Annotated in this window: 23 protein-coding genes and 1 pseudogene; 17 read left to right on the top strand and 7 right to left on the bottom strand. The window is 69.9% G+C overall.

The window, feature by feature from the left end; genetic code table 11:
• Nucleotides 1-5: 5 nt before the first annotated feature.
• Nucleotides 6-1010, bottom strand: a complete 1005-nt coding sequence (locus tag CCN29_RS03360; RefSeq protein ID WP_006130103.1) for a carbohydrate ABC transporter permease — start codon at nt 1008-1010, stop codon at nt 6-8.
• Between the two features lie 97 nt (nt 1011-1107).
• Nucleotides 1108-2379, bottom strand: coding sequence for an extracellular solute-binding protein (locus tag CCN29_RS03355; protein ID WP_006130102.1), 1272 nt, complete (start codon nt 2377-2379; stop codon nt 1108-1110).
• Nucleotides 2380-2798: 419 nt separating this feature from the next.
• Between CCN29_RS03355 and CCN29_RS03350 the strand changes: the two genes are divergently transcribed.
• Together CCN29_RS03350 and CCN29_RS03345 are read left to right on the top strand one after the other, a co-directional pair.
• Nucleotides 2799-3833, top strand: coding sequence for a LacI family DNA-binding transcriptional regulator (locus tag CCN29_RS03350; protein ID WP_031019702.1), 1035 nt, complete (start codon nt 2799-2801; stop codon nt 3831-3833).
• Nucleotides 3834-3991: 158 nt separating this feature from the next.
• A complete protein-coding gene (locus tag CCN29_RS03345) occupies nt 3992-4882 on the top strand; it encodes a phosphatase PAP2 family protein (RefSeq protein ID WP_086679975.1) in 891 nt (296 codons plus the stop codon).
• 54 nt (nt 4883-4936) lie between these two features.
• Here the strand turns inward: CCN29_RS03345 and CCN29_RS03340 are convergent, their stop codons facing one another.
• Nucleotides 4937-7945: a bifunctional [glutamine synthetase] adenylyltransferase/[glutamine synthetase]-adenylyl-L-tyrosine phosphorylase gene (locus CCN29_RS03340; protein WP_086679973.1), complete on the bottom strand. Its 3009-nt coding sequence runs from the start codon at nt 7943-7945 to the stop codon at nt 4937-4939.
• A gap of 165 nt (nt 7946-8110) precedes the next feature.
• On the opposite strand from CCN29_RS03340, the gene CCN29_RS03335 reads away from it, so the two are divergent.
• Nucleotides 8111-8638, top strand: a complete 528-nt coding sequence (locus CCN29_RS03335) for a pyridoxamine 5'-phosphate oxidase family protein (RefSeq protein ID WP_006130098.1) — start codon at nt 8111-8113, stop codon at nt 8636-8638.
• 32 nt (nt 8639-8670) lie between these two features.
• Nucleotides 8671-9111 (top strand): VOC family protein, encoded by a 441-nt coding sequence (locus tag CCN29_RS03330; protein WP_006130097.1) that lies wholly within the window; start codon nt 8671-8673, stop codon nt 9109-9111.
• Between the two features lie 18 nt (nt 9112-9129).
• Here CCN29_RS03330 and CCN29_RS03325 read toward each other — a convergent pair whose 3' ends face one another.
• Entirely contained in the window at nt 9130-9510 is a 381-nt protein-coding gene (locus CCN29_RS03325) for a PIN domain-containing protein (RefSeq protein WP_086679971.1), read from the bottom strand.
• A 69-nt stretch (nt 9511-9579) separates the two neighbouring features.
• Nucleotides 9580-10143: a Uma2 family endonuclease gene (locus CCN29_RS03320; RefSeq protein ID WP_031019712.1), complete on the bottom strand. Its 564-nt coding sequence runs from the start codon at nt 10141-10143 to the stop codon at nt 9580-9582.
• Between the two features lie 711 nt (nt 10144-10854).
• On the opposite strand from CCN29_RS03320, the pseudogene CCN29_RS03315 reads away from it, so the two are divergent.
• Nucleotides 10855-10977: pseudogene (locus CCN29_RS03315) on the top strand (tyrosine-type recombinase/integrase); the annotation flags it as partial.
• Between the two features lie 118 nt (nt 10978-11095).
• Here the strand turns inward: CCN29_RS03315 and CCN29_RS03310 are convergent.
• On the bottom strand, nt 11096-11530 hold the full coding sequence (locus tag CCN29_RS03310) for a hypothetical protein (RefSeq protein WP_031061783.1): 435 nt from the start codon (nt 11528-11530) through the stop codon (nt 11096-11098).
• Nucleotides 11531-11823: 293 nt separating this feature from the next.
• On the opposite strand from CCN29_RS03310, the gene CCN29_RS03305 reads away from it, so the two are divergent.
• The 3 genes from CCN29_RS03305 to gdhA all read left to right on the top strand — a co-directional run bounded on the left by CCN29_RS03305 (nt 11824) and on the right by gdhA (nt 14524).
• On the top strand, nt 11824-12705 hold the full coding sequence (locus CCN29_RS03305; protein ID WP_086679969.1) for a helix-turn-helix domain-containing protein: 882 nt from the start codon (nt 11824-11826) through the stop codon (nt 12703-12705).
• Entirely contained in the window at nt 12702-12914 is a 213-nt protein-coding gene (locus CCN29_RS03300) for a DUF397 domain-containing protein (RefSeq protein WP_031023945.1), read from the top strand. Before CCN29_RS03305 ends, CCN29_RS03300 begins: the two co-directional genes overlap by 4 nt.
• Before the next feature lie 251 nt (nt 12915-13165).
• A complete protein-coding gene (gdhA, locus tag CCN29_RS03295; protein WP_189404447.1) occupies nt 13166-14524 on the top strand; it encodes an NADP-specific glutamate dehydrogenase in 1359 nt (452 codons plus the stop codon).
• Nucleotides 14525-14557: 33 nt separating this feature from the next.
• Here the strand turns inward: gdhA and CCN29_RS03290 are convergent, their stop codons facing one another.
• Nucleotides 14558-15316: a YqjF family protein gene (locus CCN29_RS03290; RefSeq protein WP_031023948.1), complete on the bottom strand. Its 759-nt coding sequence runs from the start codon at nt 15314-15316 to the stop codon at nt 14558-14560.
• Between the two features lie 177 nt (nt 15317-15493).
• Between CCN29_RS03290 and CCN29_RS03285 the strand changes: the two genes are divergently transcribed.
• From CCN29_RS03285 to rpsJ, 9 genes are all read left to right on the top strand, one after another.
• Nucleotides 15494-16141 carry a hypothetical protein gene (locus tag CCN29_RS03285; RefSeq protein WP_006130787.1) on the top strand — a complete coding sequence of 216 codons (648 nt, stop codon included), beginning with the start codon at nt 15494-15496 and terminating at the stop codon, nt 16139-16141.
• Nucleotides 16142-16528: 387 nt separating this feature from the next.
• Nucleotides 16529-16705 (top strand): hypothetical protein, encoded by a 177-nt coding sequence (locus tag CCN29_RS35540; RefSeq protein WP_442538224.1) that lies wholly within the window; start codon nt 16529-16531, stop codon nt 16703-16705.
• 3 nt (nt 16706-16708) lie between these two features.
• Nucleotides 16709-17482: a helix-turn-helix domain-containing protein gene (locus tag CCN29_RS03275; RefSeq protein ID WP_442538223.1), complete on the top strand. Its 774-nt coding sequence runs from the start codon at nt 16709-16711 to the stop codon at nt 17480-17482.
• A complete protein-coding gene (locus tag CCN29_RS03270) occupies nt 17479-17679 on the top strand; it encodes a DUF397 domain-containing protein (RefSeq protein WP_086679965.1) in 201 nt (66 codons plus the stop codon). Before CCN29_RS03275 ends, CCN29_RS03270 begins: the two co-directional genes overlap by 4 nt.
• 193 nt (nt 17680-17872) lie before the next feature.
• Entirely contained in the window at nt 17873-22375 is a 4503-nt protein-coding gene (locus tag CCN29_RS03265; protein ID WP_086679963.1) for an RHS repeat-associated core domain-containing protein, read from the top strand.
• A 200-nt stretch (nt 22376-22575) separates the two neighbouring features.
• Nucleotides 22576-22926, top strand: coding sequence for a hypothetical protein (locus CCN29_RS03260; RefSeq protein ID WP_143661268.1), 351 nt, complete (start codon nt 22576-22578; stop codon nt 22924-22926).
• Between the two features lie 120 nt (nt 22927-23046).
• Complete coding sequence (locus CCN29_RS03255) at nt 23047-23445, top strand: contact-dependent growth inhibition system immunity protein (protein ID WP_051792293.1); 399 nt, start codon at nt 23047-23049, stop codon at nt 23443-23445.
• 70 nt (nt 23446-23515) lie between these two features.
• Complete coding sequence (locus CCN29_RS03250) at nt 23516-23839, top strand: hypothetical protein (protein ID WP_086679961.1); 324 nt, start codon at nt 23516-23518, stop codon at nt 23837-23839.
• 428 nt (nt 23840-24267) lie between these two features.
• Complete coding sequence (rpsJ, locus tag CCN29_RS03245; RefSeq protein ID WP_003948644.1) at nt 24268-24576, top strand: 30S ribosomal protein S10; 309 nt, start codon at nt 24268-24270, stop codon at nt 24574-24576.
• Nucleotides 24577-24589: the final 13 nt, after the last annotated feature.

Here is a 24589-nt window from a genome sequence, read left to right as displayed (position 1 = left end):
CCGCCTCAGATCGCGAGCTGCTGGTCGTTGCGGTTCAGCCAGCGGCGGTAGAAGGACGTGAAGACGATCAGGATGGCCAGCAGCAGCATGCCGTAGGCCGCGGACTCGGCGAACTCGCGCGGCTGCTGTCCGAAGCCGAGCTGGTAGGCCCAGGTCACGAGGATCTGCGCGTCCGGAGCGGTGTTGCCGAACAGCAGGAAGATGATCGCGAACTGGTTGAACGTCCAGATGATGCCGAGCAGCACCACGGTGGAGCTGACCGAGCGCAGGCCGGGCAGGGTGACGTGACGGAACCGCTGCCAGGCGCTCGCGCCGTCCATCTCGGCGGCCTCGTAGAGGGTGCTGTCGATGGACTGGAGTCCGCCGAGCAGGGAGACCATCATGAACGGCACGCCGCACCAGGTGTTGACCATGATCGCGGCGAACCGCTGCCAGAAGGAGTCCTCCAGCCATGCCGGGGTGGGCAGGCCGAGGAAGTCGAGGCCGGAGTTGATGATGCCGGCGTCGGCGAGCATGAAGCGCCAGCCGAAGACGGTGACGAAGGTCGGCACGGCCCACGGCAGGATGAGGACCAGCCGGTAGAAGGTGCGGCCGCGCAGCTTCTGGTTGAGCAGCAGCGCGAGGCCGAGGCCGATGCCGTAGTGCAGGGCGACGCAGGCGGCCGTCCACACGATCGTCCAGATGAAGTGCGACCAGAACCGGTCGTAGGCGGTCTCGCCCCACAGGATGTCGGCGTAGTTGTCGATGCCGATGAACTTGTAGGTGGCCTCGATCTCGTTGACGCCGATGGTGCGTGCCGAGTTGAGGCTGTCCGCGTCGGTGAGCGTGAGGTAGAAGCCGTAGACCAGGGGGTACAGCACGATGACGCCGAGCACCAGGGCCACCGGCGCGATCATGGCGTAGGCGTACCAGTGCTTCTGGTAGGAGTGCTTCAGGCGCTGGCCCGGCCCGGGGCGGGGCGCGCGGTCACCGCGGCGCTTGCCGGTCGCGCGGTCGATGGCGACTGTCATGGTTCGGCACCTTCTGGAGGATCAACGAGTACGGCACACAGGCCGGCGGCCGCCGGACCCTCCCCTCCTGGAATCGGGTCCGGCGGCCACGCGGGCATTACTTGGAGAAGTCCGGCACCAGCTTGGTGAACGCGGCCTCCGCGTCGCTCAGGCCCTTGTCCAGGGACTCCTTGCCGCTGGCGATCTGCGGCAGCTCGTCGTCCATCGGGCCCCACAGGGAGCTGTACTCGGGCAGCGCCGGGCGCGGCTGGGCGGCCGAGAGGACCGTCTGGTAGCCGGCGATGCCCGGGTCGGCCTTGACCTCGGCGGTGTAGGCGTCGTCGCGCGTGGGCAGCGTGGAGTTCTTCAGCGCGATGGTCTCCTGCGCCTTGGCCGAGGTCATGAACTTCACGAACTTCAGCGCGGCCTCCTGCTTCTCCTTGCTGGAGCCGGCGTAGACGGAGAGGTTGTGGCCGCCGGTGGGGGCGCCCGCCTTGCCGGTGGAGCCGGCCGGGACGGTGGCGATGCCGAGGTTGTTCTTGTCCTTGAAGGCGGAGCCCTTGTAGAAGTTGGTGATCTCCCACGGGCCCTGGACGATCGAGGCGACCTTGCCGTTGACGAAGGCGTCCTGGATGTGGGCGTAGGCGTCGGCGGTCACGTCGGCCTTGTGCAGGCCCTTGCCGTCGAAGAGGCTCAGCCAGGTGCCGTACGCCTTCTTGGCCTCGGCGGACTTGATCGTGATCTTCTTGGCCTCGGCGTCGACCATGTCGGTGCCCTCGCCGTAGAGGAACGGCTGGGCGTAGTAGCCGGCCGTGGAGCCCCAGAAGCCGTCGACGCCGGTCTTCGCCTTGATCGTGGCGGCGGCGGTCTTCAGGTCGTCCCAGGTCTTGGGGGCCTCGACGCCGGCCTTCGCGAAGAGCTGCTTGTTGTAGACGAACGCGAGGGTGTCCGTGGTGAACGGGACGCCGTAGGTCTTGCCCTCGTACTTGGCCTGCTCGATCAGGTTGGGCTTGAACTTGTCCTGCTCGGCGAGCGCCTCGGTGCCGTCCAGGGGCAGGAAGAAGCCCTTCTTGGCGAACGCGGGCGTCCAGCCGACCTCGGAGCGCAGCACGTCGGGGGCGCCCTTGGAACCGGCGGCGGTGTCGAACTTGTTCTGCGCCTGGTCGAACGGGACGTTGACGAAGTTGACCTTGATGTCCTTGTTGGCCGCCTCGAACTCCTTGACCAGGGCTTGGTAGGTCGGCGCCTCGTTGGTCGCGTTGGAGGTGTCCCACCAGGTGATGGTGACCGGGCCGCCGGCCTTGTCGCCGCTGTCGCTGTCGCCGCCGCAGGCCGTCGCCGCGAGGGCGAGGGACGCCACCAGCGCGGTGGCCGCTATGCCACGCCGCATGAGGTTCTCCTTGAGGGTTAAGCCCGTGAGGCGGGAACGGCCCCGTCTGCCGTCCCGCGAGGTGCCGACTGCGCCGTTGCGGCGGCCGGGCGACGTGAACGTAACAGCGCCGGAACGTTTCCGAAAGACCTTGCAGAAAAGTTTTGCAAGGGCTGCCGACAGTTATGCCGCCGTGACCCGATCTCCACCGTCGCGCGACCCGGGTTTCCGCCCGTACGCCGGGGGTTCGGACAGTTGTGCAAGACTCTGCAAGCACTTGCCATCCGTTGCCGCCGGGGGAATCATCCGTTGCGGAGCGGACGCCGACCACGACGTGAGGGATCGCGATGAGCCAGCAGCCCACCACGGGCCGTCCCACGGCGCGCACCAGGCGTCCGTTCGGTGTGCAAGGCGACAACCGGCAGATACAGTCCGGTCCTGTGACCACACGGCTTGCTGATATCGCTGCTCAGGCGGGGGTGAGCGAGGCGACCGTCAGCCGGGTCCTGAACGGGAAGCCGGGCGTCGCCGCCACCACCCGCCAGTCCGTGCTCGCCGCCCTGGACGTGCTGGGCTACGAGCGCCCGGTCCGGCTGAGGCAGCGCAGCGAGGGCCTCGTCGGGCTCATCACGCCCGAGCTGGAGAACCCGATCTTCCCGGCGCTGGCCCAGGTGATCGGACAGGCGCTGACCCGGCAGGGCTACACCCCGGTGCTCGCCACCCAGACCCCGGGCGGCTCCACCGAGGACGAGCTGACCGAGATGCTCGTGGACCGCGGCGTCGCCGGCATCATCTACGTCTCCGGGCTGCACGCCGACACCACCGCCGACATGCAGCGCTACGAGCGGCTGCGGGCGCAGGGCGTGCCGTTCGTGCTCGTGGACGGTTTCTCGCCGAAGGTGCAGGCGCCGTTCATCTCCCCCGACGACCGGGCCGCGATGGCGCTGGCCGTCACCCACCTCGCGTCCCTCGGGCACACCCGGATCGGGCTGGCGCTCGGGCCGAAGCGGTTCGTGCCGGTGCAGCGCAAGGTGGAGGGCTTCGTACGGGCCGTGCAGGAGCAGTTGGGGCTGAGCGCGGAGACGGTCGAGACGGAGCTGATCCAGCACTCCCTGTACACGCTGGAGGGCGGCCAGGCCGCGGCCGGCGCGCTGATGGACCGGGACTGCACGGCGGTGGTGTGCGCGAGCGACATGATGGCGCTGGGCGCGATCCGGTCGGCCCGGCAGCGGGGCCTGGAGGTGCCGCGCGACATCTCGGTGGTCGGCTTCGACGACTCGCCGCTGATCGCCTTCACCGACCCGCCGCTGACCACGGTGCGCAAGCCGGTCCCGGCGATGGGGCAGGCGGCGGTGCGCACGCTGCTGGAGGAGATCGGCGGAACGCCCGCGCCGCACAGCGAGTTCGTGTTCATGCCCGAGCTGGTGGTGCGCGGTTCGACGGCGTCGGCGCCCGGGGAACGCAAGCGTCCCTGAGTCCCGTCCCCGGAACTCGTCCTCGAGGCGGAGAGCGGGGGCGCGTGCGCCCTGCGCGAGGAGGAGGCCGAAGGCCTGTTCCCGGGGCAGAACATGCGGGCCGGACCCACCCGGGGGATGATCTGACCAAGAGGTCTTTTCTGGCAGACTCTGTGCCCATGGGTGACTCGACCGTGACCACGCTGGACGGCCGCCGGGCGGCCGAGGCGAGCCCCGTCGGACAGACGGCGGGGGCGGGTCGCCTGCGCCGTCTGCGCGCTCCCCGCCGGCCCCGGCTGTGGTTCGAGATCCTGCTGATCGCGGTGAGCTACGCCACGTACTCGCTCGTGCGCAACGCGGTGCCCGAGCAGAAGGCGGAGGCGCTGCGCAACGCCGACTGGATCTGGCGGCTGGAGGGGCAACTCGGCGCGGCCTTCGAGGAGTCCGTGAACCACGCGGTCAACTCGGTCACTTGGCTCGTCGTCGGGATGAACTACTACTACGCCACCCTGCACTTCGTGGTGACGCTGGGTGTGCTGGTGTGGCTGTACCGCAGACACCCCGGCCGGTACGCGGCGACCCGGCTGGTCCTGTTCGTCACCACCGGTTTCGCCCTGGTCGGCTTCTACTTGTTCCCGCTCGCCCCGCCGCGGCTGATGAACGGCCAGAACTTCGTCGACACGGTCCTGGTCCACCAGACGTGGGGCTCGATGGCCTCCGGCGACCTGAAGAACGTCTCCAACCAGTACGCGGCGATGCCGTCCATGCACATCGGCTGGTCGCTGTGGTGCGGCATCACGCTGTTCGCGCTGGCCACGGTGCCGTGGGCGCGGGTGCTCGGGCTGCTGTACCCGGTGGCCACGCTGGTGGTGATCGTCGCCACCGCCAACCACTTCTGGCTGGACGCGGTCGGCGGCGTGGTGTGCCTCACCGTCGGCTACGGCGTCGCCCACGCCTGGTACGGCCGCCGCCCCTCCGCGCTCCCCCGCCACATCCCGGACGCGACGGCGAGAGCACCGGAGCAGCCGCCCGCCGCGCCGGAGCGCGTGCCGGTGCAGAAGCAGGTCTGACAGCCCGTACCTTCGGAGGGACACGGCTGCAGACCGCCTTCGGCGGATACGGGGCTACATCCCCCCGTAGAACAGCTCCTCGACGATGCCCCGGGCGCGGCGGGCCGTGCGCCGGTAGGCGTCGAGCATGTCGCCGGCGTGGCCCGGGCCGTAGCCCAGGTAGCGGCCGACGGCAGCCAGCTCGCGCGGCACGGTGGGGAAGGTGTCCCCCGCCCGGCCCCGCACCAGCATCACCGCGTTGCGGACGCGGGTGGCCAGCACCCACGCCTCGTCGAGGTGGGCGGCGTCCTCCTCGGACATCAGCCCCGCCTCGCGCGCGGCGGCCAGCGCCTCCCGGGTGCGGGTCGTCCGCAGCCCCGGCACCTCCCCCGCGTGCCGCAGCTGCGCCAGCTGCACGGTCCACTCCACGTCCGACAGCCCGCCCGGCCCGAGCTTGGCGTGCAGCTTGGGGTCGGCCCCGCGCGGCAGCCGCTCGGCCTCCATACGGGCCTTGAGCCGCCGGATCTCCCGGACCGCGTCCTCGTCCAGGCCGCCGGCCGGGTACCGCAGCGGGTCGATCAGCTCCACGAAGCGGCGTCCCAGGTCCTCGTCCCCGGCGACGGGCTCGGCCCGCAGCAGCGCGTGCCGCTCCCACACCAGCGCCCAGCGCCGGTAGTACGCCTCGTAGGAGGCGAGCGTGCGCACCAGCGGGCCGGACTTGCCCTCCGGGCGCAGGTCGGCGTCGATCAGCAGCGGCGGGTCGGCGCTGGGCACCTGAAGCAGCCGGCGCATCTCCGCGACGACCTTGTTCGCGGCCTCGGACGCCTCACGCTCGCTCACTCCGTCGCGCGGCTCGTGCACGAACAGGACGTCCGCGTCGGAGCCGTAGCCCAGCTCGTGTCCGCCGAACCGGCCCATGCCGATGACCGCGAACCGGGTGGGGAGGGTGTCCCCCCAGCCCTCGCGGACCACCGCGCGGAGCGTGCCGGCGAGGGTGGCGGCGGTCAGGTCGGACACCGCGCCCCCCACCAGGTCCACCAGGGCGCCCTGGTCGGCCTCGGCGGGCTGCGACTCGGTGCCGTAGGAGCCGACGATGTCGGCGGCGGCGGTGCGGAACAGCTCGCGGCGGCGTACCCCGCGGGCGGCGGTGACGCCCTGGACGGCGTTGTCGGCGCGGCGGACCGCGGCCAGGACCTCCTGCTCCAGGGAGGCGCGGGAGCGCGGGGTGAGGCCGCCGCCACCGCCGTCCCCGTCGCCGAGCAGCGCGACCGCCTCGGGGGCGCGCATCAGCAGGTCGGGGGCGAGCCGCCCGGCGGACAGCACCCGGGCGAGGTTCTCCGCGGCGGCGCCCTCGTCGCGCAGCAGCCGCAGGTACCAGGGGGTCTTGCCGAGGGCGTCGGAGACCTTGCGGAAGTTCAGCAGGCCGGCGTCGGGGTCGGCGGAGTCCGCGAACCAGCCGAGCAGCACCGGCAGCAGGGTGCGCTGGATGGCGGCCTTGCGGGTGACGCCGGAGGCCAGGGCCTCCAGGTGGCGCAGCGCGGCGGCGGGGTCGGCGTAGCCGAGGGCGACCATGCGTTCGCGGGCGGCCTCCGCGCTGAGCCGGGCCTCGCCGGGGGCGAGCGCGGCGACGGCGTCGAGCAGCGGCCGGTAGAACAGCTTCTCGTGCAGCCGCCGCACCACGGTGGTGTGGCGCCGCCACTCGCGGGTCAGCTCGGCGACCGGGTCGGTGCGCAGGCCCAGGGAGCGGCCGAGGCGCCGCAGGTCGGCCTCGTCCTCGGGGACGAGGTGGGTGCGGCGCAGCCGGTGCAGCTGGATGCGGTGCTCCAGGGAGCGCAGGAAGCGGTACGCCTCGTCGAGCTGGGCGGCGTCCGCGCGGCCGACGTAACCGCCGGCGGCGAGCGCCTTGAGCGCGTCGAGGGTGGTGCCGCTGCGCAGGGAGGCGTCGGCGCGGCCGTGCACCAGCTGGAGCAGCTGCACGGCGAACTCGACGTCCCTGAGGCCGCCGGGGCCGAGCTTCAGCTGGCGGTCGACCTCGGCGGCGGGGATGTTCGCCACCACCCGGCGGCGCATCTCCTGCACGTCGGCGACGAAGTTCTCCCGCTCGGCGGCCTGCCACACCAGCGGCCGGAGCGCGGCCGTGTACTCCGCCCCGAGCGCGAGGTCGCCGGCGACCGGGCGGGCCTTGAGCAGCGCCTGGAACTCCCAGGTCTTGGCCCAGCGCTGGTAGTAGGCGAGGTGGGAGGCGAGGGTGCGGACCAGCGGGCCGTTGCGGCCCTCGGGGCGGAGGTTGGCGTCGACGGGCCAGATGGAGCCCTCGACGGTGGTCTCCGAGCAGATCCGCATCATGTGCGAGGCGAGCCGGGTCGCGGCGCGCAGCGCCTTGTCCTCCTCGGCGTCGCCGGCCGCCTCGCCGACGAAGATGACGTCGACGTCGGAGACGTAGTTCAGCTCGTGGCCGCCGCACTTGCCCATCGCGACCACCGCGAGCCGGCACATCGCGGCGTCCTCCGGCGCGTCCGCCGCGGCCAGGGCGAGGGCCGCGCGCAGGGTGGCGGTGGCCAGGTCGGCGAGCTCGGCGGCGGTCTGGGCGACGTCGACGGTGCCGCAGACGTCGCGGGCGGCGATGGACAGCAGGCAGCGCCGGTAGGAGACGCGCAGGGCGACCGGGTCGGCGGCGTCGGCGAGGCCGCGCTCGAACTCCTCCACACCGGGGTGCAGGTCGCGCGGCTCGTAGGTGACGAGGGCCTGCCAGTCGCGGGGGTGCCGGGCCAGGTGCTCGGCGAGCGCCGCGGAGGCGCCGAGCACCCCGAGCAGGCGGTCGCGCAGCGGCTTGGCCGCTATGACGGTGTCCAGCAGCTCCTGGCGGTCGGTGGCGCCGTCCTGCGCCTCCAGCAGCCGCACCAGGCCGTGAAGGGCGAGGTCCGGGTCGGCGGTGCCGCCGAGGGCGTCCAGCAGCACCGGGTCGTTGCGGACGGTCGCCAGCTCGGGGCTGTCGAGGAGGCGTTCGGCGGCCGACGGATCGGTGAAGCCGTGCCGCAGCAGCCGCGTGAAGATACTGCTCCTGCGCCCCGGCGCCGACGTCATCCCCGGCCTCCCTCATGCCTCGGTTCAGGGTCGTACGGCCCTGAGCCTAACCGGAGGACGCGATCACGGCCCTGGGGCGGCCCACGATGAATTCCGGAGCCGGACGGGGTCTGATGTGAGTACCGCGGTCCCGCGGTGCGCTCTCCCGACCGTCCAGGAGTTCCCGTGCCCGACACCCCTGACACCTCTGCCGCGCCCGAGGGCCGTCTCGATCACCGCTACAGCAGCCCGGAGGCCGGGAAGCCGCCCTGGGAGGAGGTGGAGCGGCTGATCACGGAGGCGGAGCTGTTCTGGGTCTCCACGGTCCGTCCCGACGGCCGGCCGCACGTCACCCCGCTGCTCGCGGTCTGGTCGGCCGGCGCCCTGCACTTCTCCACCGGACCTGAGGAGCGCAAGGCCCGCAACCTGGCGGAGAACCCGCACGTGACGCTGACCACCGGCGTCAACACCTGGACGGAGGGCTACGACGTGGTCGTGGAGGGCCGCGCGCGGCGCGTCACGGACGACGCGCGTCTGCGCGAACTGGCCGCGCTGTGGGAGGAGAAGTACGGCGAGTTCTGGCACTTCGAGGTGCGGGACGGCCATTTCCACCACGCGCCGGGCCGCGCCGTGGTGTTCTCGGTGGCGCCGCACACCGTTTTCGGTTTCGGTAAGGGAGAGCCGTTCAGCCAGACCCGGTGGCGGTTCGCCTGACGCGGTACCCGACGAAGGAGCCGGAGGCTCTCATGGACATGACCCTCGAAGTGATCCCGCTGCCGGTGAGCGACATCGACCGCGCCCGGGACTTCTACCGGGACAAGGTCGGCTTCCACGTCGACATCGACCAGGAGGTCATGCCGGGCATGCGCATCGTCCAGCTGACCCCGCCCGGCTCCGGCTGCTCGATCGCCCTCGGCGAGAGGATCTGGGACATGACCCCGGGCCCCACCCCGTCCCCCGGCGCCTACCAGGGCCTCCAGCTCTGCGTCGCCGACATCGACAAGGCCCACGCTGAGTTCGTCGCCCGCGGCCTGGAGATCTCCGAGCCGGTCCGCTACGCCGACGCCGACGGCGCCACGTTCATGCACTTCACGGACCCGGACGGCAACGGGTGGGCGGTCCAGGAGTACCGCCGCCGGGCGACGGAGCCCCTGCACAAGTTCCTGACGGAGCAGGCGGAGTCCTAGACGCGGCGCGTCGGAAGGTCAGAGGTCGTCGGGCAGGACCCGGAAGCAGGTGTGCCGCCCGCCGACCGGACGGACCGTACGGAAGTTTCTGAAGTCCCGGGTGAGGACGGCGTCCGTGTCGTACTCGGCGGCGAGCGCGACGTTGACCGCGTCCACGAGGTCCCAGTCCGGGGACGCGTACCGGGCCCGGACGGTCAGGGCGGCGTCCGGGATCTCCGGCGTCGTCGGGGCGAGGACCAGCCGCATCTGCCGGACCCGCTCCGTGAGGGTACGGAGGACGGCGTCGGCCGCCGCGCGCCCGGCGCGGATTGTGGCGACCTGATGCACTTCGGTGAGCGCGAGCGGACTGGCGACCAGGAAGCCGCACCGGTCCGCGGCCTCGTCCGGCACCGGCCGCATCCCAATCCGCTGACGCCCGGCTCTGGCGGGTCCGGTTGCCGCTGCGTCAGCGTTGCCGTCAGAAGGCATCTACTGCCGGGAGAGTCCAGCCGGATCGATTGCGATCGGGAACGGGGCGTCCAGGTGGGTGGTCGCGCCCGCGAGTGCCGTGGTCCGCTCTACGTAGCGACCGCCCTGCAGTTCATAGATGACGAGCATGGCGGCGGGATCGAACTCCAGGCGCCAGAAGTGCGGGATGGCGGCTTCGGCGTACAGCATGGGCTTGACCTTGCGGTCCATGGTGCTGTTGCCGGGGGAGACGAGTTCGACGACGAGCTGGACCGCGTCGATGTCGACGGTGACAGGGTCGTCGGCGGTCGCGCCGGCGTCGGCCACGACCAGGTCGGGCACGACCAGCCCGGACGGCAGGACGACGTTGACGCCTTCCAGGATCTCCACCGGCGCGCCGACGGCTCGGGCAGCCGCGTCCAGGGCGACGTGGAGGCGGAACGAGGCCCGCTGGTGGCGGACGCCGGGGGCGGGGGACATGACGAGGGACTCCCCCAGCAGCTCGTAGCGGGTGGTGCGGTCTTCGGGCAGGGCCAGGACGTCGGCGACGGTCCACGGCCCGGTGTGGTCCATGGCAACGCTCATTCCCTCTCACCTCCTCGTCCGACCGGCAGTCTCGGTGTGGCCTCGACACGCGGTACACGGCCAGCATACGGGGGCTCCCACCTGCTGACACGAGGTTTCGCCGCCGTGAGCGAGACCTCGAACGAGTGTGCCGCTCAGTCGCCCGCCCCAGGGGCGTCGGCATGGCTCGCCCCTGTCTGGTCCGGTCCCGCCGACTGCTGGCGCGTCGGGGGATTCCTGCGGTCCACCGGCTGTTCCGGAGTGCTGTTCTGCGCGGCCAGGGGCCGGGTCCGGGTAAGCGGGGCGGCGCCGTAGCGGCCGGCCCCGCGCACCGGCCGCGCGCGGGTCCGCGCCAGCGGGCCCTCCTTGCAACCGCATGGAAATCATCGACGCAACCCACCACGGCAGACCCCTGACCAGCCAGAACACGAACCACGGCCGGTGCCCGTGCCTGCGATGGAGCTTTCCGGTCCGGAGGCGGTCGAGACGTTCGCGCAGTTCCTGTATCTGGCCGAGGGCGTCCTCGAGTGCGTCGGCGAGCACGTCTATGCGGATGCGGTTCTGCATCTCCTCGAGGCTGGGGCCGGTGAATACCTCCAGGGTCCCCGGGGCTGCCTGGCGCTGGCCGGATCAAGGACAGTGACTTCCTCGACCCTCATCCCGCCGTCGCGGGTGGGGACGCCTCGACGGACGCGGGCAGCCTTGTGCTGGGTCAACGCCTGCTGCGCGGTCCGCGCGGGCCTCTGCCGCATCGGCTTCCACGACCTCAGGCACACCACCGCCACACTACTTCCGGAACAGGGCGTCGAACTCGTCGTAATCAAGGAGCTCCTTGGACACGCCCACATCGGCGTCAAACGATGAAGGAATCAAGCGATGGCGTCGATCAGCCTTCGCTGATCGACGCCATCGCTTCTCGTGCTACTGGGTCCGGGCCTGGCAGTAGCGGGCGCTGATCTGCCGCGGGCACGAGTCAAGGGGAGTCTTGAGTCTCAACCTCGGAGAGCCCCAGTGGTTCGAGCGACGGCACCAGCCGCTGCAGATACCAACCCATGTCACAGAAGATGGAGTTCGGTAGCCGCTTCGCATTGATGGTGATTGCGTAGGACAGGCAGGTCCTCCCGGGATGAAAAAGGAGGTCTCCTCCGATGTCCCTCTCAGCGCCCGGAAAGAGAAGCGACATTCCGACAGTTCGATCTGCCCAACGGCGATTTCCCATCTCAGTGAGGACCTCTGCCAGCGTGGAAGGTGACGTCTTCTGCCAGTTGAAGAGGCCGTCCTCATCGATCAGGTACAGCAGCGCGCCATCGCACAGAGGTGTCATCCCGCCCTTGATCAAGGTATGCACAGTGTCTGACACGTCAACCGGGTGGGTGAAGGAGAAGTCGATACCTATGGTTCGAGTCACGACCTTGCACCCTTTTCCGAGGTAATTGGTTACCTGTGAGGATATGGGGGTTCTCTCACATCACCAGAACACAGCGTGAACACTGCTGTGGCAAGGGGCACGTCAGTCGCCTTCACCCGCGAGGGTACGACACCCCCGGCCGGCCGCTCGTCGATACACCGGATCCCTCAAGACGGAGAGCGGACCCGCGTCACCCGTTGGCATGCAGCGAGCGCCGTTCTCGCCCCTGGCCCTCGCCGGCCCGCCTAGCGTCGGGCGCGTCGCGATACGACGCGTACGGCAAAGGGGTGCGGATGTCGGTGGACGGTGAGGCGGTGCGCCTCGCGGACGAGGTTCAGGCGGACGAACCGGGGTGGGAGGTGGACCCGGACGACGAGTGGGGCGTCGCCGTCATCACCACCGTGGGGCGGCAGTTGAGGCTGCGGCGCGAGGCCGTGGAGATGCGGGTGTGCGACTTCGCCCGGGCCGTCGGGTACGGGGAGGACCTCGTCTACAAGGTCGAGGCGGGCAAGCGGATTCCGCGGCGGGAGTATCTGGAGCGGGCCGACGAGGTGCTGAGGGCCGGCGGACTGCTCGCGGCGGCGTGGGAGGACGTGAAGAGGGTCCGGTATCCGCGCCGGGTACGCGAGCTGGCCAAGCTCGAGGCGCAGGCCGTCGAGATCGGCGTATACGAGAGCGTCAGCATCAACGGCCTGTTGCAGACCCCGGAACACGCGCGGGCGCTGTTCGAGGCGTGGCAGCCCGCCTACTCCGAGGAGGATCTGGAGCGCGTGCTGGCGGCCCGTATGGCACGGCAGTCCGTCTTCGACCGGTCACCCGCGCCCGCGCTCAGCTTTGTCCTGGAAGAAGCGGCCCTGCGGCGCCGGGTGGGCAGCACAATGGTGTGCCGCCGACAACTCGAACGCCTGCTGGAGGTGGGTCGGTTGCGCAATGTCACCCTTCAGGTGATGCCGACCAGCAGCGGCGCCCATCCCGGGCTGAGCGGGCGGATCGAGATCCTCAAGTTCGCCGACGGTACCGCGATGGGACGGTCCGACGGCGCGTACAACGGCCGCCCCACCTCCGACCCGAAACAGCTCCGCATTCTCGAACTGCGGTATGGCACCATCCGAGCCCAGGCGCTCCCGCCCGCGGAGTCGCTGGCCTTCATCGAGCACGTGCTTGGAGAGACATGATGCGCAAGGCCTCCGCCGGAGACATCTCCGAGCCGAAGTGGTTCAAAAGCAGCTACAGCAGCGGTCCCGACGGCGACTCCTGCGTCGAGGTCGCCATAGCCCCCCGCGCCGTCCACGTCCGGGACTCCAAGACCCCCGCCGGCCCCCGTCTCGCCCTCACCCCGGCCGCGTGGACCCGCTTCGTCGCGCACGCCGCCGCGGATCACTGACGCGCGCGACGGCACGTCCGCACTCCGTACACGGCGTCCAGATGGCGGACAATCCGACTCGCCCCTTGGTATCCGCTTAACACAGGAGTAACACTGGAGGGGTTGGGCTGCCTGTCGTATACAAAACAGGTGTCCTACGTCCCGCGCGCGGCAACGGCGCCGAGCGCTCCTCACCGGTTCCCCGCCCGTGGATCTCGTGCGCGCCCGCGAACCGGTTGCCGGCCGTGCCAGAAAGGGACCCCGTGACCCCCGTGACCTCACGCCCCGACCCCAAGATCTCGCTCGAACAGCTCCGCGCCGAGCTGGAGCGCCGCAACCCGGCGGAGCCGGAGTTCCACCAGGCCGCGCGTGAGGTACTGGAGACGCTCGCCCCCGTACTCGCCGCCCGGCCGGAGTACGCCGACCCGGGCCTGGTGGAGCGGCTCGTCGAGCCCGAGCGGCAGATCATCTTCCGGGTGCCGTGGACGGACGACAACGGCCGCGTGCACGTCAACCGGGGCTTCCGGGTCGAGTTCAACAGCGCCCTCGGCCCGTACAAGGGCGGCCTGCGCTTCCACCCCTCGGTGAACCTCGGCATCATCAAGTTCCTCGGCTTCGAGCAGATCTTCAAGAACGCGCTCACCGGTCTCGGTATCGGCGGCGGCAAGGGCGGCAGTGACTTCGACCCGCAGGGCCGCAGCGACGCGGAGGTCATGCGCTTCTGCCAGTCGTTCATGACGGAGCTGTACCGGCACATCGGCGAGTACACCGACATCCCCGCCGGTGACATCGGCGTCGGCGCCCGCGAGATCGGCTACCTCTTCGGCCAGTACCGGCGCATCACCAACCGCTGGGAGGGCGGCGTCCTCACCGGCAAGGCCGCCGGCTGGGGCGGCTCGCTGATCCGCCCGGAGGCGACCGGCTACGGCAACGTGCTGTTCGCCGAGGCCATGCTGCGCGCCCGGGGCGAGGACCTGATGGGGCAGACCGCGGTGGTCTCCGGCTCCGGAAACGTCGCGATCTACACGATCCAGAAGCTCGCCGCCCTCGGCGCCAACCCGATCACCTGCTCCGACTCCAGCGGCTACGTCGTCGACGAGAAGGGCATCGACCTGGACCTGCTGCGCCAGGTCAAGGAGGTCGAGCGCAAGCGGGTGAGTGACTACGCGGACCGTCGGGGCGCGTCCGCCCGGTTCGTGCCCGGCGGACGCGTCTGGGAGGTCCCGGCGGACGTCGCCCTGCCGTCGGCCACGCAGAACGAGCTGAACGCAGCCGATGCCGCGGCCCTCATCCGCAACGGAGTGAAGGCCGTCTCCGAGGGCGCGAACATGCCCACCACGCCCGAGGCCGTCGACCTGCTCCAGCAGGCCGGCGTCGCCTTCGGCCCCGGCAAGGCGGCCAACGCGGGCGGTGTCGCCGTCAGCGCGCTGGAGATGACACAGAACGCGTCGCGCACCAGCTGGAAGGCCGACCAGGTCGAGGCCGAGCTCGCCCGGATCATGACCGACATTCACACCACCTGTGCCGAGACCGCCGAGCGCTACGGCGTTCCCGGCGACTACGTCGCCGGCGCGAACATCGCCGGGTTCGAGCGGGTCGCGGACGCGATGCTGGCGCAGGGCGTCATCTGACGCGTATGCCGTACGGCCCAAGGTGCCGTGCGTTCACGGTGTGGGGATGCCCGCCGGGCGGGCCGGGCGGCCGAAGCGGGCGGGGACGCCCGGTGAGTACAGCACGCTGACCGGCGCACCGCCCGGCGCGGGCAGCCCCGCCGCCGCGACCAGGTCCTCCGCGCACTCCAGCAGCTCGGCCCGGTACAGCGGCCAGCGCGGATGCGCGTTCGGCAGGTACATCGGCCGCCCGAAGAACACGCCGTGCATGCCCCAGCGGGCGGTGAGGAAGTGCTCCAGCTCCGTCGGCTCGGCGACCGCCTCGCCCCGCCGCACCGTGAGCCGCGTACCGGCGCCGCGCGGCCCCGGCCAACGGCGGGACGCGGTGTACGTGACGGTGCGGCCGTCGAGGTGCCGTACGCGCATCCGGGACCAGACGTACGGCATCCCGAAGCCGAGCCGGCCGACCAGCACCGGGACCAGCCGGGAGGCGTCCAGGGACAGGAACACCACCCCGCGCCGGCCGTGGTCGTCCACCGAGTACAGGCGGACGTTGGTCTCCGGGAAGTTCCCCAGGTACGGCACACCCGGCAGCCGCAGCCACCCCACCCGGTGCATCCGGAACGCGACGAGACCGACGTACGTCACCCCGTCGAGGGTGTCGGGCACGGCGCCCGGCGGCAGCAACGGGGCCACGTCGGCCGGGTCCGCCGCCCAGTGCACGAACGTCAGGTCCAGCCAGGACTGCGTGAGCAGCGGACGCGCGATCGGCTCCGGCGGGTCGGGCGTGACGGGCTGCGGGGTCGCGGGCACGGCGCCAGTATCGCGGACGATGCGGAAACCGCGGTGGGCCACATGGCCCTGGGCTCGGCCCGGGACGCTCGGCGCACGATCTGGAGTCACCGGAGACTGACCGCCCCGCGCCGCACGCGGCGACGCCGCGATGGCACGATGTCGGGACGTCATCGACCGAAGGGGGACGCCGGCGACATGGCCCGTTACATGGAAGCGCTGACCGTCGAACGGGGCGGTTTCCGGATCAAGGTGCCGGAGTCCTGGTGGGAGTTCGACGTACGGCCCGAGTCGCGGGACGACGCGATCCACCGCATGGTGACCGAGCGCCTGCGCGCCCACCCCGAACTGGCCCCGCACCGCGACACGTACATCTCCTTTCTGCGCAAGGCGGCGGCGGACGCCTGGAAGTCGGGTGCGCTGTACTGCGGCTGCATGGCGGAGAGCTTCGGAGGCGACACCCCGATCACCGGCTCGGTCACGGTGTCGCTGGTCGGCGGCCGCACCAGCAAGGGCGACCCTCTCCCCACCGACCCGGAGGCGGTGACCGCTCAGCTCGCGGTCAAGGAGGCGAGGCGGGAGGGCGACTCCTGGCGCAAGGTGACGACGGTCGACATCCCGGGCGTGGGCCCGGCGGCCCGGACGTACGGCATCGAGGACGTACCGGTGCCGGGGGACGAGCTGAACCGCACGATCCGCGCGGTGCTGATGCAGACGTTCATCCCGGTGCCGGGCCAGGAGGGCAAGGTCGCCCTGGTCGCGGGAAGCAGCCAGGTCCTGGACCTGGCGGACTCCTTCTTCGACATCTTCGACGCGATCACGTCGACGTTCCGGTTCGTGGACTGAACGGACTGAGCGGACCGAGCGGGCCGAGCGGGCATGACGCGGTCGTGGGACCGGGTGACGGGGGAGGGGCTGCTGGGTCTCGACGACCCGAGGGGCTGCTGGGCCTCGACGACCCGGCGGAGTGGGACGCCGCGTTCGCGCGGGGTGAGCGGAGCATGGGCACGGCGGCGATCGGCCTCGCCTTCCGAGCAACGAAGGTACGCGTTCACTGCCGCGGGTGCGGCGGCGCGGGTCAATCGACATCATCTGGACGCTGGGGGCCACGACGGGGACGTGAGCCGGGCTGTCCTGAGACACTGACGTTACGGACGGGGCGGGCGAGGTGGTTTTCAGGGGCACGCATGTCTTGATTCATGTCACTCAGCGTGGCCGAACCTGCTTCCGTGGATGAGTGACAACGCCTGCACGTACCGTCACTGTCCCGGTTTTTGTCTCGGCTGTCTCGGCTGTCTCGGGCGTTGTACGGAGTACGAGTACGCGCCGAAGGAGGAGTTCGTGGACGAGGGTGTCGACGAGGCGGGCTGGGATGTCGAGCCGGGCGACGAGATCGAGCCGGTGGTGTAGGCGGTGGGCCGCCTGCTCAAGGTATGCCGGGAGTCCGCCGGGATGAGCGTGCCCGAGCTGGCGGCCGCCCTCGGGTACGGCGAGGACATGATCCGCAAGATCGAACGAGGGGCCCGCATCCCCCGCCCGGAGTGCCTGGACAGGGCCGATCAGATCCTGAAGGCGCAGGGCCATCTGCGGGCCTTCATGGACGACATGCGCAAGGCGCGCTATCCGAAGAAGGTGCGGCAACTGGCCGAGCTGGAGGAGCGGTCGGTGGAGATGCTGCTGTACAGCAACCACAACATCCATGGGCTGTTGCAGACGGAGGAGTACGCGCGAGCGCTGCTTCGCACCTGGCGCCCGGCCTACTTGCCGGACGAACTGGAACGTATGGTCACCGCTCGGATGGCCCGGAAGTCGGTCTTCGAGCGCTCGCCCGCGCCGGAGTTGGGATTCGTCCTGGAAGAGGTGACGCTGCGCCGCCCGATCGGGGACACAATGGTGCTGCGCCGGCAGCTCGAACACATGCTGGAGGTGGCGAAGTTGCCGTTCGTGGAGCTGCAGGTGATGCCGACCGCGAGCGCAAACCACCCGGGAACCGGCGGGCTTGTCGAGGTGCTGAAGTTCGCGGACGGTACGGGGATGGGGCGTACCGACGGTGACTTCGGAGGCCGTCCGGTATCGCACCCCAGGCAGCTCCGCGTTCTCGATCTGCGCTATGGCATCATCCGGGCTCAGGCGCTCACACCAGAGGAGTCTCTGGTCTTCATCGAGCAAACGCTGGGAGAGCTATGAGCACGCCGGAACTCCATTGGTTCAAGAGCAGCTACAGCAGCAGCAGTAACGGCAACGACTGCGTCGAAGTCGCCCCCACCCCCACCACCATCCACGTCCGCGACTCCAAGAACGCCTCCGGCCGGCGTCTCGCGCTCACGCCGGAGGCGTGGGCCGCGTTCGTCGCGCCGTTCGGTTCGTCGCGTACGCCCGACTGACCGCGGCCCTCGACCCGGACACGTACGTTCACAAGCGGCCTAACCTGAGCATTCTCAGCCGTGGTCGTGGCGAGTGACTTCTCAGGTGCGCCCGCCGGTGGAAGAAGACCGCTCTTTCGGTCGAACTGCCGTGCCCGGTAAGTTCACGTGTGCATACGGGTATTGGCGATGTGCGCGTGACGGGGGTTGCGGGATGGCGGGTCACCGGCCGACGGACTGGCATGTTCTCGACCTGGACAAGGACCCGACGCCCGGTGACCCGGAACGGGTGCGCAGGCTTGCGAAGTTCCTGCACGACTTCGCCGACGACGTCTCCGAGGCGTTGCGTCTGGTGAAGGGGATGGCCGGCGAGGGGACGCTGGCGGAGTGGGCGGGCAAGTCGGCGAAGGTGTTCAAGGAGGAGTTCTCCGGCGTTCCCAAGAATCTGAGGAAGCTGGAGAAGTCGTACGCGATGTGCGGGGACGCACTCGCGGACTACTGGCCGAAGCTGGAGCGGGCGCAGGCGCTGGCGGACAAGGCGCTGGCGAAGGCGCGTGAGGCGCAGGCGGATCTCTCCTCCGCGCAGTCGAAGCTGGCGTCGGCGGAGTCGTGGGTGGGGCGGGCGACGAAGGAGGCCGACAAGTACAAGGACGATCCGACGGGGGCGAGGTCGGATGCGGACAAGCCCGACGAGGCGAAGGTGCGGGCCGCGACGCGGGACGTGCGGAGCGCCAAGAGCGCGCAGGAGAAGGCGCAGTCGGACGTGACGTCCGCGCAGAGCGCGCTGGACGCGGCGAAGAAGATGGCCGCGGACGCACGGAAGATGCGTGAGGAGGCGGCGCGGGACGCGAAGTCGAAGATCGACGAGGCCTCCGACGCGGGGATCCAGAACCGGTCGTGGTGGGAGGAGATCGGCGACTGGTTCACCGACAACTGGGACAGCATCGTCGCGGCCTGCAAGATCGTGGTCGCGGTCGTCGGCATCGTGGCGATGATCATCGGCGGGCCGATCCTCGGCGCGATCGTCCTCATCGCCGCGCTCGTCGTCCTCGCCGACACGCTCTACAAATACTCCAAAGGCCAGGCGTCCCTCTGGGACGTGGGGCTGGCAGCGCTGGACTGCATACCCGGCATGAAGGGACTGACCACCCTCGGCGGACTCGCCAAGGGTCTCAAGGGCGGCATGGCAGCCATGAAGGGGATCAAGGGCGGCCTCACGGGAATGGGCCTTGCCTTGCGCGGCCTGGGCAAGAACGCCCGCGCCATGGTCACCGACGGCGCAAAGGGGGCGTATAACCGCGTCAAGTCCGTTGTACGGTCCAAGGGCAGCGACCCCATCGACATGGCCACCGGCACGATGTTCTTCCCTGAGAACGACGCCACTCTGCCCGGTAGCCTGCCGCTGCTCTTCACTCGCCGCGCTGCCTCCGACTACCGCTGCGGCTGGTGGTTCGGGCCATCGTGGGCGTCCACCGTCGACCAGCGTCTCGAAGTCGACGACGACGGCATCGTGTTCGTCACTGAGGACGGCATGCTCCTCGTCTATCCGCACCCGACCGCCGCGCGGCACCCGGTGCTGCCCGAGGCAGGTCCCCGGTGCGGGCTGACGCGACTCGACGACGGCGGATACACGATCGACGATCCGCTGACGGGTGCAGTCCGTCGTTTCAGCCCGCCGAGTGAAGGAATCGCCCTGCTGGAACGGGTGTCCGACCGCAATGGCGACGCGATCGAGTTCGATTACACCGACGACGGAACTCCGTCCGCCATCCGGCACTCCGGCGGCCACCACATCCGAGTGACCGTCGAAGAAGGACGCGTCGCGGCACTGCACCTGGTCGGAGCGGCCGAGGACGGAGCGGACGTCACTCTGCGCAGGTACGCGTACTCGGACGGCTGTCTCACGAGTGTCACCAACGCAACCGGCCACGTGATGAGCCTGACGTACGACGACAGGTACCGCATCACGTCCTGGACCGACCGCAATGGCCGCGGGTATCACTATGCGTACGACGCCATGGACCGTTGTGTGGCCGAGGGCGGAGAGGCCGGACACCTCACCCTCACGTTGGATTACGACGGCACCAACCTCGCCTGGCCCGGGATGAGAACCACTACCGTCACCACGGCCGAAGGTGCCGTCACCACGTACGTGGTCAACGACAATTGTCAGATCGTTGCCGAAGTCGACCCCTTGGGCGGATTGACCCGCAGCACCTGGGACGAGCATCACCATCTGACATCACGGACCGACGAACTGGGCAACACCACGCATCGAGCCTACGACGGTCTAGGCCGGCTGCTGAGCGTTGTGAGACCCGATGGCACGACGTTCCGGATCGCATACGACGCTCAGGGCAATCCGATCGCCGTGACTCGCCCGGACGGGCACGTGCAACGGCGCGAGTACGATGCGCGGGGTAACTGCGTGACCATCGTCAAGCCCGGGGGCGCCACGACCCGCTACACCTACGACGAGGCCGGTCACCTGGCGTCAGTGACCGACCCCACCGGGCACGTGACCCGTGTGCGGTGCGACGACGCCGGACGGGCGGAGTGGGTCTGCGACCCTTCCGGCGGTGTCACACGCTACGACCATGACGCCTTCGGTCGCGTCACGCGGATGACCGATCCGCTGGGCCGCGTGACGCGGATGGACTGGAGTGCGGACGGCGAGTTGCTGCGCCGGACCGCCCCTGATGGGGCGGTGGAGGAATGGTCGTACGACGCCGAAGGAAACCGGATCAGCCACAGAGACCCCCTGGGAGAGGTGACGCGGTTCGAGTACACCCACTTCAACCTGCTGGCGGCGCGGATCTCGCCCGGCGGTGTCCGGCACGAGTTCTCCTACGACCCCTCGTTGCGACTCGTGGGAGTGAGCCGTCCCGACGGACTTCGCTGGGTCTACCAGTACGACACCGCCGGACGCCTCGTCGCGGAATCCGACTTCGACGGCCGCACTCAGACGTACCGTCACGATGCGGCCGGCCGGGTTGTCGAGCGAATCAACGCACTGGGACAATCCGTCCGCATGACCCGGGATGTCTTCGGGCGCATGGTGGGCAAGGACGTGGACGGTGCGGTCAGCACGTACCGCTACGACCTCAACGACCGTCTGGTCGGAGCCGAGGGACCGGACGCGTCCGTAACGCTGCTCCGGGATCCGGAAGGACGCCTGGCCGCGGAGACGGTGAACGGCAGGACCAGCACCTTCACCTACGACGCAGCCGGTCGGCAACTCAGCCGGACCACCCCTAGCGGGGCGAACAGCGAATGGGGCCATGACGCCAGGGGCGACCGTTCCTGGACTCGCACGGCGGGCCGTGCCCTCACTGGCGGCCGGGACGCAGCAGGACAACTGTTGTCCCTCGGCGTGGATGACTCCCTGCTGCTGACGCACGCGTACGACGACGCCGGAAGACTGGCGACGCAGACCGTCGGCACAGCTTCGGGCCATGTGGTGCTTGACCGCTCGTACCGTTACCGCGCCGACGGGCACCTGATCGGGATGGACGGCCCGTCCGGCGAGCATCGAGCGTTCGATCTCGACGAGTCCGGCCGTACGACCGCTGTCCGGGCAGAAGGATGGGTCGAGTCGTACACGTACGGCACCGACGGGGGGCAGACCACCGCTGCCTGGCCGAGTCGGCATCCTGGTCATTCCGCCACAGGTCCGAGGGAGAACGCGGGCACGAGGGTGCTCCGAGCCGGCCGCACGCGCTACCACTACGACAAGCAGGGCCGAATGGTGCGGCGGCAGCGCGCCCGCCTCTCCCGCAAGCCCGAGACGTGGACGTACACATGGGACGCGGAGGACCGACTGGTTTCCGTCCGTACGCCCGACGGTGTTCTCTGGCGCTACGAATACGACCCCATGGGGCGCCGCATCGCCAAGCAACGGCTGGGTGCGGACGACGCCACTGTGGTGGAGCAGACCGACTTCACGTGGGACGGCACCACTCTCATCGAGCAGGTGACGTCCGGCCCCGCGTACCCACACTGCGTCGCGGTGACGTGGGACTACGACGGGGAGCGTCCCCTCACTCAGACGGAACGCCTCATCACCGCGTCCCAAGAGGAGATCGACACTCGGTTCTTCGCCATCGTCACCGACCTGGCGGGTACGCCCACCGAGTTGGTCGCTGAGGACGGCAGCCTGGCCTGGCAGGCGAGAAGCACTTTGTGGGGGGTCACCGCTTGGACGCGCCGGAGCAGCGCGTACATGCCACTGCGGTTCCCCGGTCAGTACTACGACCACGAGAGCGGCCTGCACTACAACTTCCACCGCTATTACGACCCCGAGACGGCCCGTTACCTCACCCCCGACCCGCTCGGCCTGAGCCCGTCGCCCAACCCCTACCTCTACTTCCTCGATCCGCTGCTTTCGGCGGACCCGCTCGGCCTCTACGAGATCGGCAAGCCGGACGCCGCGAGCCAGGCCGGCAATCTGCCGATGATCGCAGACAAGATCGCCGCTCACGGTGACATCAAGAAGCGCGGCATCCCGGGTGTCGACGACCTGGACGTGGCGGAGCATCTGGAAGACCTGATGACCGGTTCGCCGGGTATACGTATGCGCAGCACACCGTCCGGCATCCCCCGCTTCGCGTGGTGGGACGACGCCACCGGGACGATGCTGATCCGTGAAGGCGACAACGGCACCTTCATGCAGCCCGATGGTGGCTACGAGTACTTCCTGAAACAGTTGAAGGAGTGAGCGGTTTGACAGGCGCAGCCGAACCCGGTCCGACCCGACGGGGCCGGGAGCGACGGGCGCATGACGTGTTCTGGGCCGCCCCGTGGAGCAGGTCCGTGTGGGACGCTTTGTCGCCGTCCGTTCTGGAAGCGATCGCCCGGTGCGACGCGGAACGGCTGCAGGTGGAGAGGTCGCGAGTCGCACCGCACATCAGGGAGAAGATGACGGTGCCCACGTACTCGGTGGCGGACCGGTTCGCATCCTGGGAGCGTCTGATCCGCCGACTGGAGCCCGGCTGGGACGGTGACGACTTCTACCCCATCAGCGCTTATGACAACGACCTCGATTCCAGGGACGCCCTGGACCAGGTGATGCGTGCGTTGCCCGAGGAGGCCAACGAGGGCCCGCTGGGGCAACTGCTTGCTCGGCTCGACACACGCTTCAGAGCCGCCACCGTCCCGGACCCGGAGCTTTCGCTCCGCCCGTGGGTACGGCCGACGACGGAGAGGCCGGAAGAGGAACTCGGCGAGTGGTGGAAGCGCAAGCCGGTCCGCGTCCCCTGGCCCGAATGATCGCAAAACCGCGCGCGCACGGTGGGTGGAGGGGGCGAGCGGTGCCCTGAAGGACGGTCTTGTACGCCGTGTCGGCACGCGCTGAGCGGCATCGCCGGTCACCGGGGCGGGACGGGGGCCGTGGTCCGGTCGGTTCGCCGGCCCTCCAGGCCGCGTGACCCCACCCAGTCCCTGGAACGGCTCCAGGGACAGCGCTGGCCCGAGCCGCCGGAGGACGCCACTTCGCTGGTCAGGGCGGTCCACGCACTGCGGCGTCGCCCTGTCGGCGACCTCCGGCCCGAGGAGCTGGCCCGCCTGATCACCCAGGACGTCGGGCTGCCCTGGCTGCTCCCCCTCGCGGTCCGCATCCTCCGGGACACGGCCCCGTCCCAGATCGCGGGGGGTTGGTACGACGACGACCTTCTGTACGCGGTGGTGACGCGGAAGGCGCAGGTGTGGGAACGGTTCCCGGAGTGCTCGCCCGCCAAGGCGGCGGGAGGGGAGCTGCCGTCCTGGTCAAGCGGCGGTCGGTTCACCTGACCGTGCGGGACGCGCTGGAGGGCTGGTGGCTGCGCGCCGGGGATGATTCTCTGTTGCGGAGACTGGGTCCATGACGAGGACGGAAGAGTTCCTTACGGAACTCGACGAAGGAATGCTTCAGTATTTTCGGGAGATCGCCGACGAGTTGGTCGGCCGATTCGGTATGTCCCGGGCGGAGGCGGTCGCGCGTATCAACGCGGCATACGAAGGGGCGGACATCGAGCCGTATCCGGACCTCATGTGCCATGCAGAGCCGGACTACTGGGCGTACGGCCTCTACTTCCTGCCGAAGGACGGGAGAAGCCCGCACAGCGGGTCCGTCGGGGACCTCACGGAGTGGGAAACGCGGCCGGCCCCGCCGAGGGACTCACACGTCTGGACGCTCGCCGAGTGAACGCGCCCGGATGCCGGGGCCCGGGCGCTGGTGTTTGACGCCGGTCACCACGGGGGTACTCTCTTCCGCCCGATTGGCCAGCCCGCCGCCCTCTGTGGCAGACTGTCCGAGTTGCTCGGTCGAGTGTTGATGCTGCGCGCCTCCCGCCGGGAGGACCGGAAGCGAGTCCCACAGTACTCGTCGTCCCTGATCAGGGGCGGACGTACGGGAATCTTCCGGGAAGTGTGGTGCGGCGCCGGCCAGGCGCCCGGTGGGCCTTTCGCCCCCGGTCCGCGGTTCTGGTAGGGCCGTGTCAATCCCGCAGGGATGTTCGAACAAGGGACATCTGTGTCAGCGGGAGTGCGACACGCCCGACCGCGTGGGTCGGAGGTGAGGGGAAGCCGCTCCGGGTTCCAGAGCGTAAAGAGAGACAGGACTACGAAGTAGCCATGGCGGGACAGAAGATCCGCATCCGGCTCAAGGCCTACGACCACGAGGTCATCGACTCCTCGGCGAAGAAGATCGTCGAGACGGTGACCCGCACTGGTGCGTCGGTCGCGGGCCCGGTGCCGCTGCCCACTGAGAAGAACGTGTACTGCGTCATCAAGTCGCCGCACAAGTACAAGGACTCGCGCGAGCACTTCGAGATGCGCACGCACAAGCGCCTGATCGACATCCTCGACCCGACCCCCAAGACCGTTGACTCTCTGATGCGACTCGACCTCCCGGCCGGTGTCGACATCGAGATCAAGCTCTGAGGCCGGTGATCTG

This window comes from Streptomyces pseudogriseolus (genome assembly GCA_002154585.1).
Taxonomy (GTDB): domain Bacteria; phylum Actinomycetota; class Actinomycetes; order Streptomycetales; family Streptomycetaceae; genus Streptomyces; species Streptomyces pseudogriseolus.
This window is presented reverse-complemented; position numbering and strand designations above follow the sequence as displayed.

What these genes read in the sequence shown, in the direction of transcription:
- CCN29_RS03360 (WP_006130103.1), bottom strand. Translation starts at nt 1,010, where the DNA reads ATGACAGTCGCCATCGACCGCGCGACCGGCAAGCGCCGCGGTGACCGC.
- CCN29_RS03355 (WP_006130102.1), bottom strand. Translation starts at nt 2,379, where the DNA reads ATGCGGCGTGGCATAGCGGCCACCGCGCTGGTGGCGTCCCTCGCCCTC.
- CCN29_RS03345 (WP_086679975.1), top strand. Translation starts at nt 3,992, where the DNA reads ATGGGTGACTCGACCGTGACCACGCTGGACGGCCGCCGGGCGGCCGAG.
- CCN29_RS03340 (WP_086679973.1), bottom strand. Translation starts at nt 7,945, where the DNA reads ATGACGTCGGCGCCGGGGCGCAGGAGCAGTATCTTCACGCGGCTGCTG.
- CCN29_RS03330 (WP_006130097.1), top strand. Translation starts at nt 8,671, where the DNA reads ATGGACATGACCCTCGAAGTGATCCCGCTGCCGGTGAGCGACATCGAC.
- CCN29_RS03325 (WP_086679971.1), bottom strand. Translation starts at nt 9,510, where the DNA reads ATGCGGCCGGTGCCGGACGAGGCCGCGGACCGGTGCGGCTTCCTGGTC.
- CCN29_RS03320 (WP_031019712.1), bottom strand. Translation starts at nt 10,143, where the DNA reads ATGAGCGTTGCCATGGACCACACCGGGCCGTGGACCGTCGCCGACGTC.
- CCN29_RS03305 (WP_086679969.1), top strand. Translation starts at nt 11,824, where the DNA reads ATGTCGGTGGACGGTGAGGCGGTGCGCCTCGCGGACGAGGTTCAGGCG.
- CCN29_RS03300 (WP_031023945.1), top strand. Translation starts at nt 12,702, where the DNA reads ATGATGCGCAAGGCCTCCGCCGGAGACATCTCCGAGCCGAAGTGGTTC.
- CCN29_RS03285 (WP_006130787.1), top strand. Translation starts at nt 15,494, where the DNA reads ATGGCCCGTTACATGGAAGCGCTGACCGTCGAACGGGGCGGTTTCCGG.
- CCN29_RS35540 (WP_442538224.1), top strand. Translation starts at nt 16,529, where the DNA reads ATGAGTGACAACGCCTGCACGTACCGTCACTGTCCCGGTTTTTGTCTC.
- CCN29_RS03270 (WP_086679965.1), top strand. Translation starts at nt 17,479, where the DNA reads ATGAGCACGCCGGAACTCCATTGGTTCAAGAGCAGCTACAGCAGCAGC.
- CCN29_RS03265 (WP_086679963.1), top strand. Translation starts at nt 17,873, where the DNA reads ATGGCGGGTCACCGGCCGACGGACTGGCATGTTCTCGACCTGGACAAG.
- CCN29_RS03260 (WP_143661268.1), top strand. Translation starts at nt 22,576, where the DNA reads ATGACGGTGCCCACGTACTCGGTGGCGGACCGGTTCGCATCCTGGGAG.
- CCN29_RS03250 (WP_086679961.1), top strand. Translation starts at nt 23,516, where the DNA reads ATGACGAGGACGGAAGAGTTCCTTACGGAACTCGACGAAGGAATGCTT.
- rpsJ (WP_003948644.1), top strand. Translation starts at nt 24,268, where the DNA reads ATGGCGGGACAGAAGATCCGCATCCGGCTCAAGGCCTACGACCACGAG.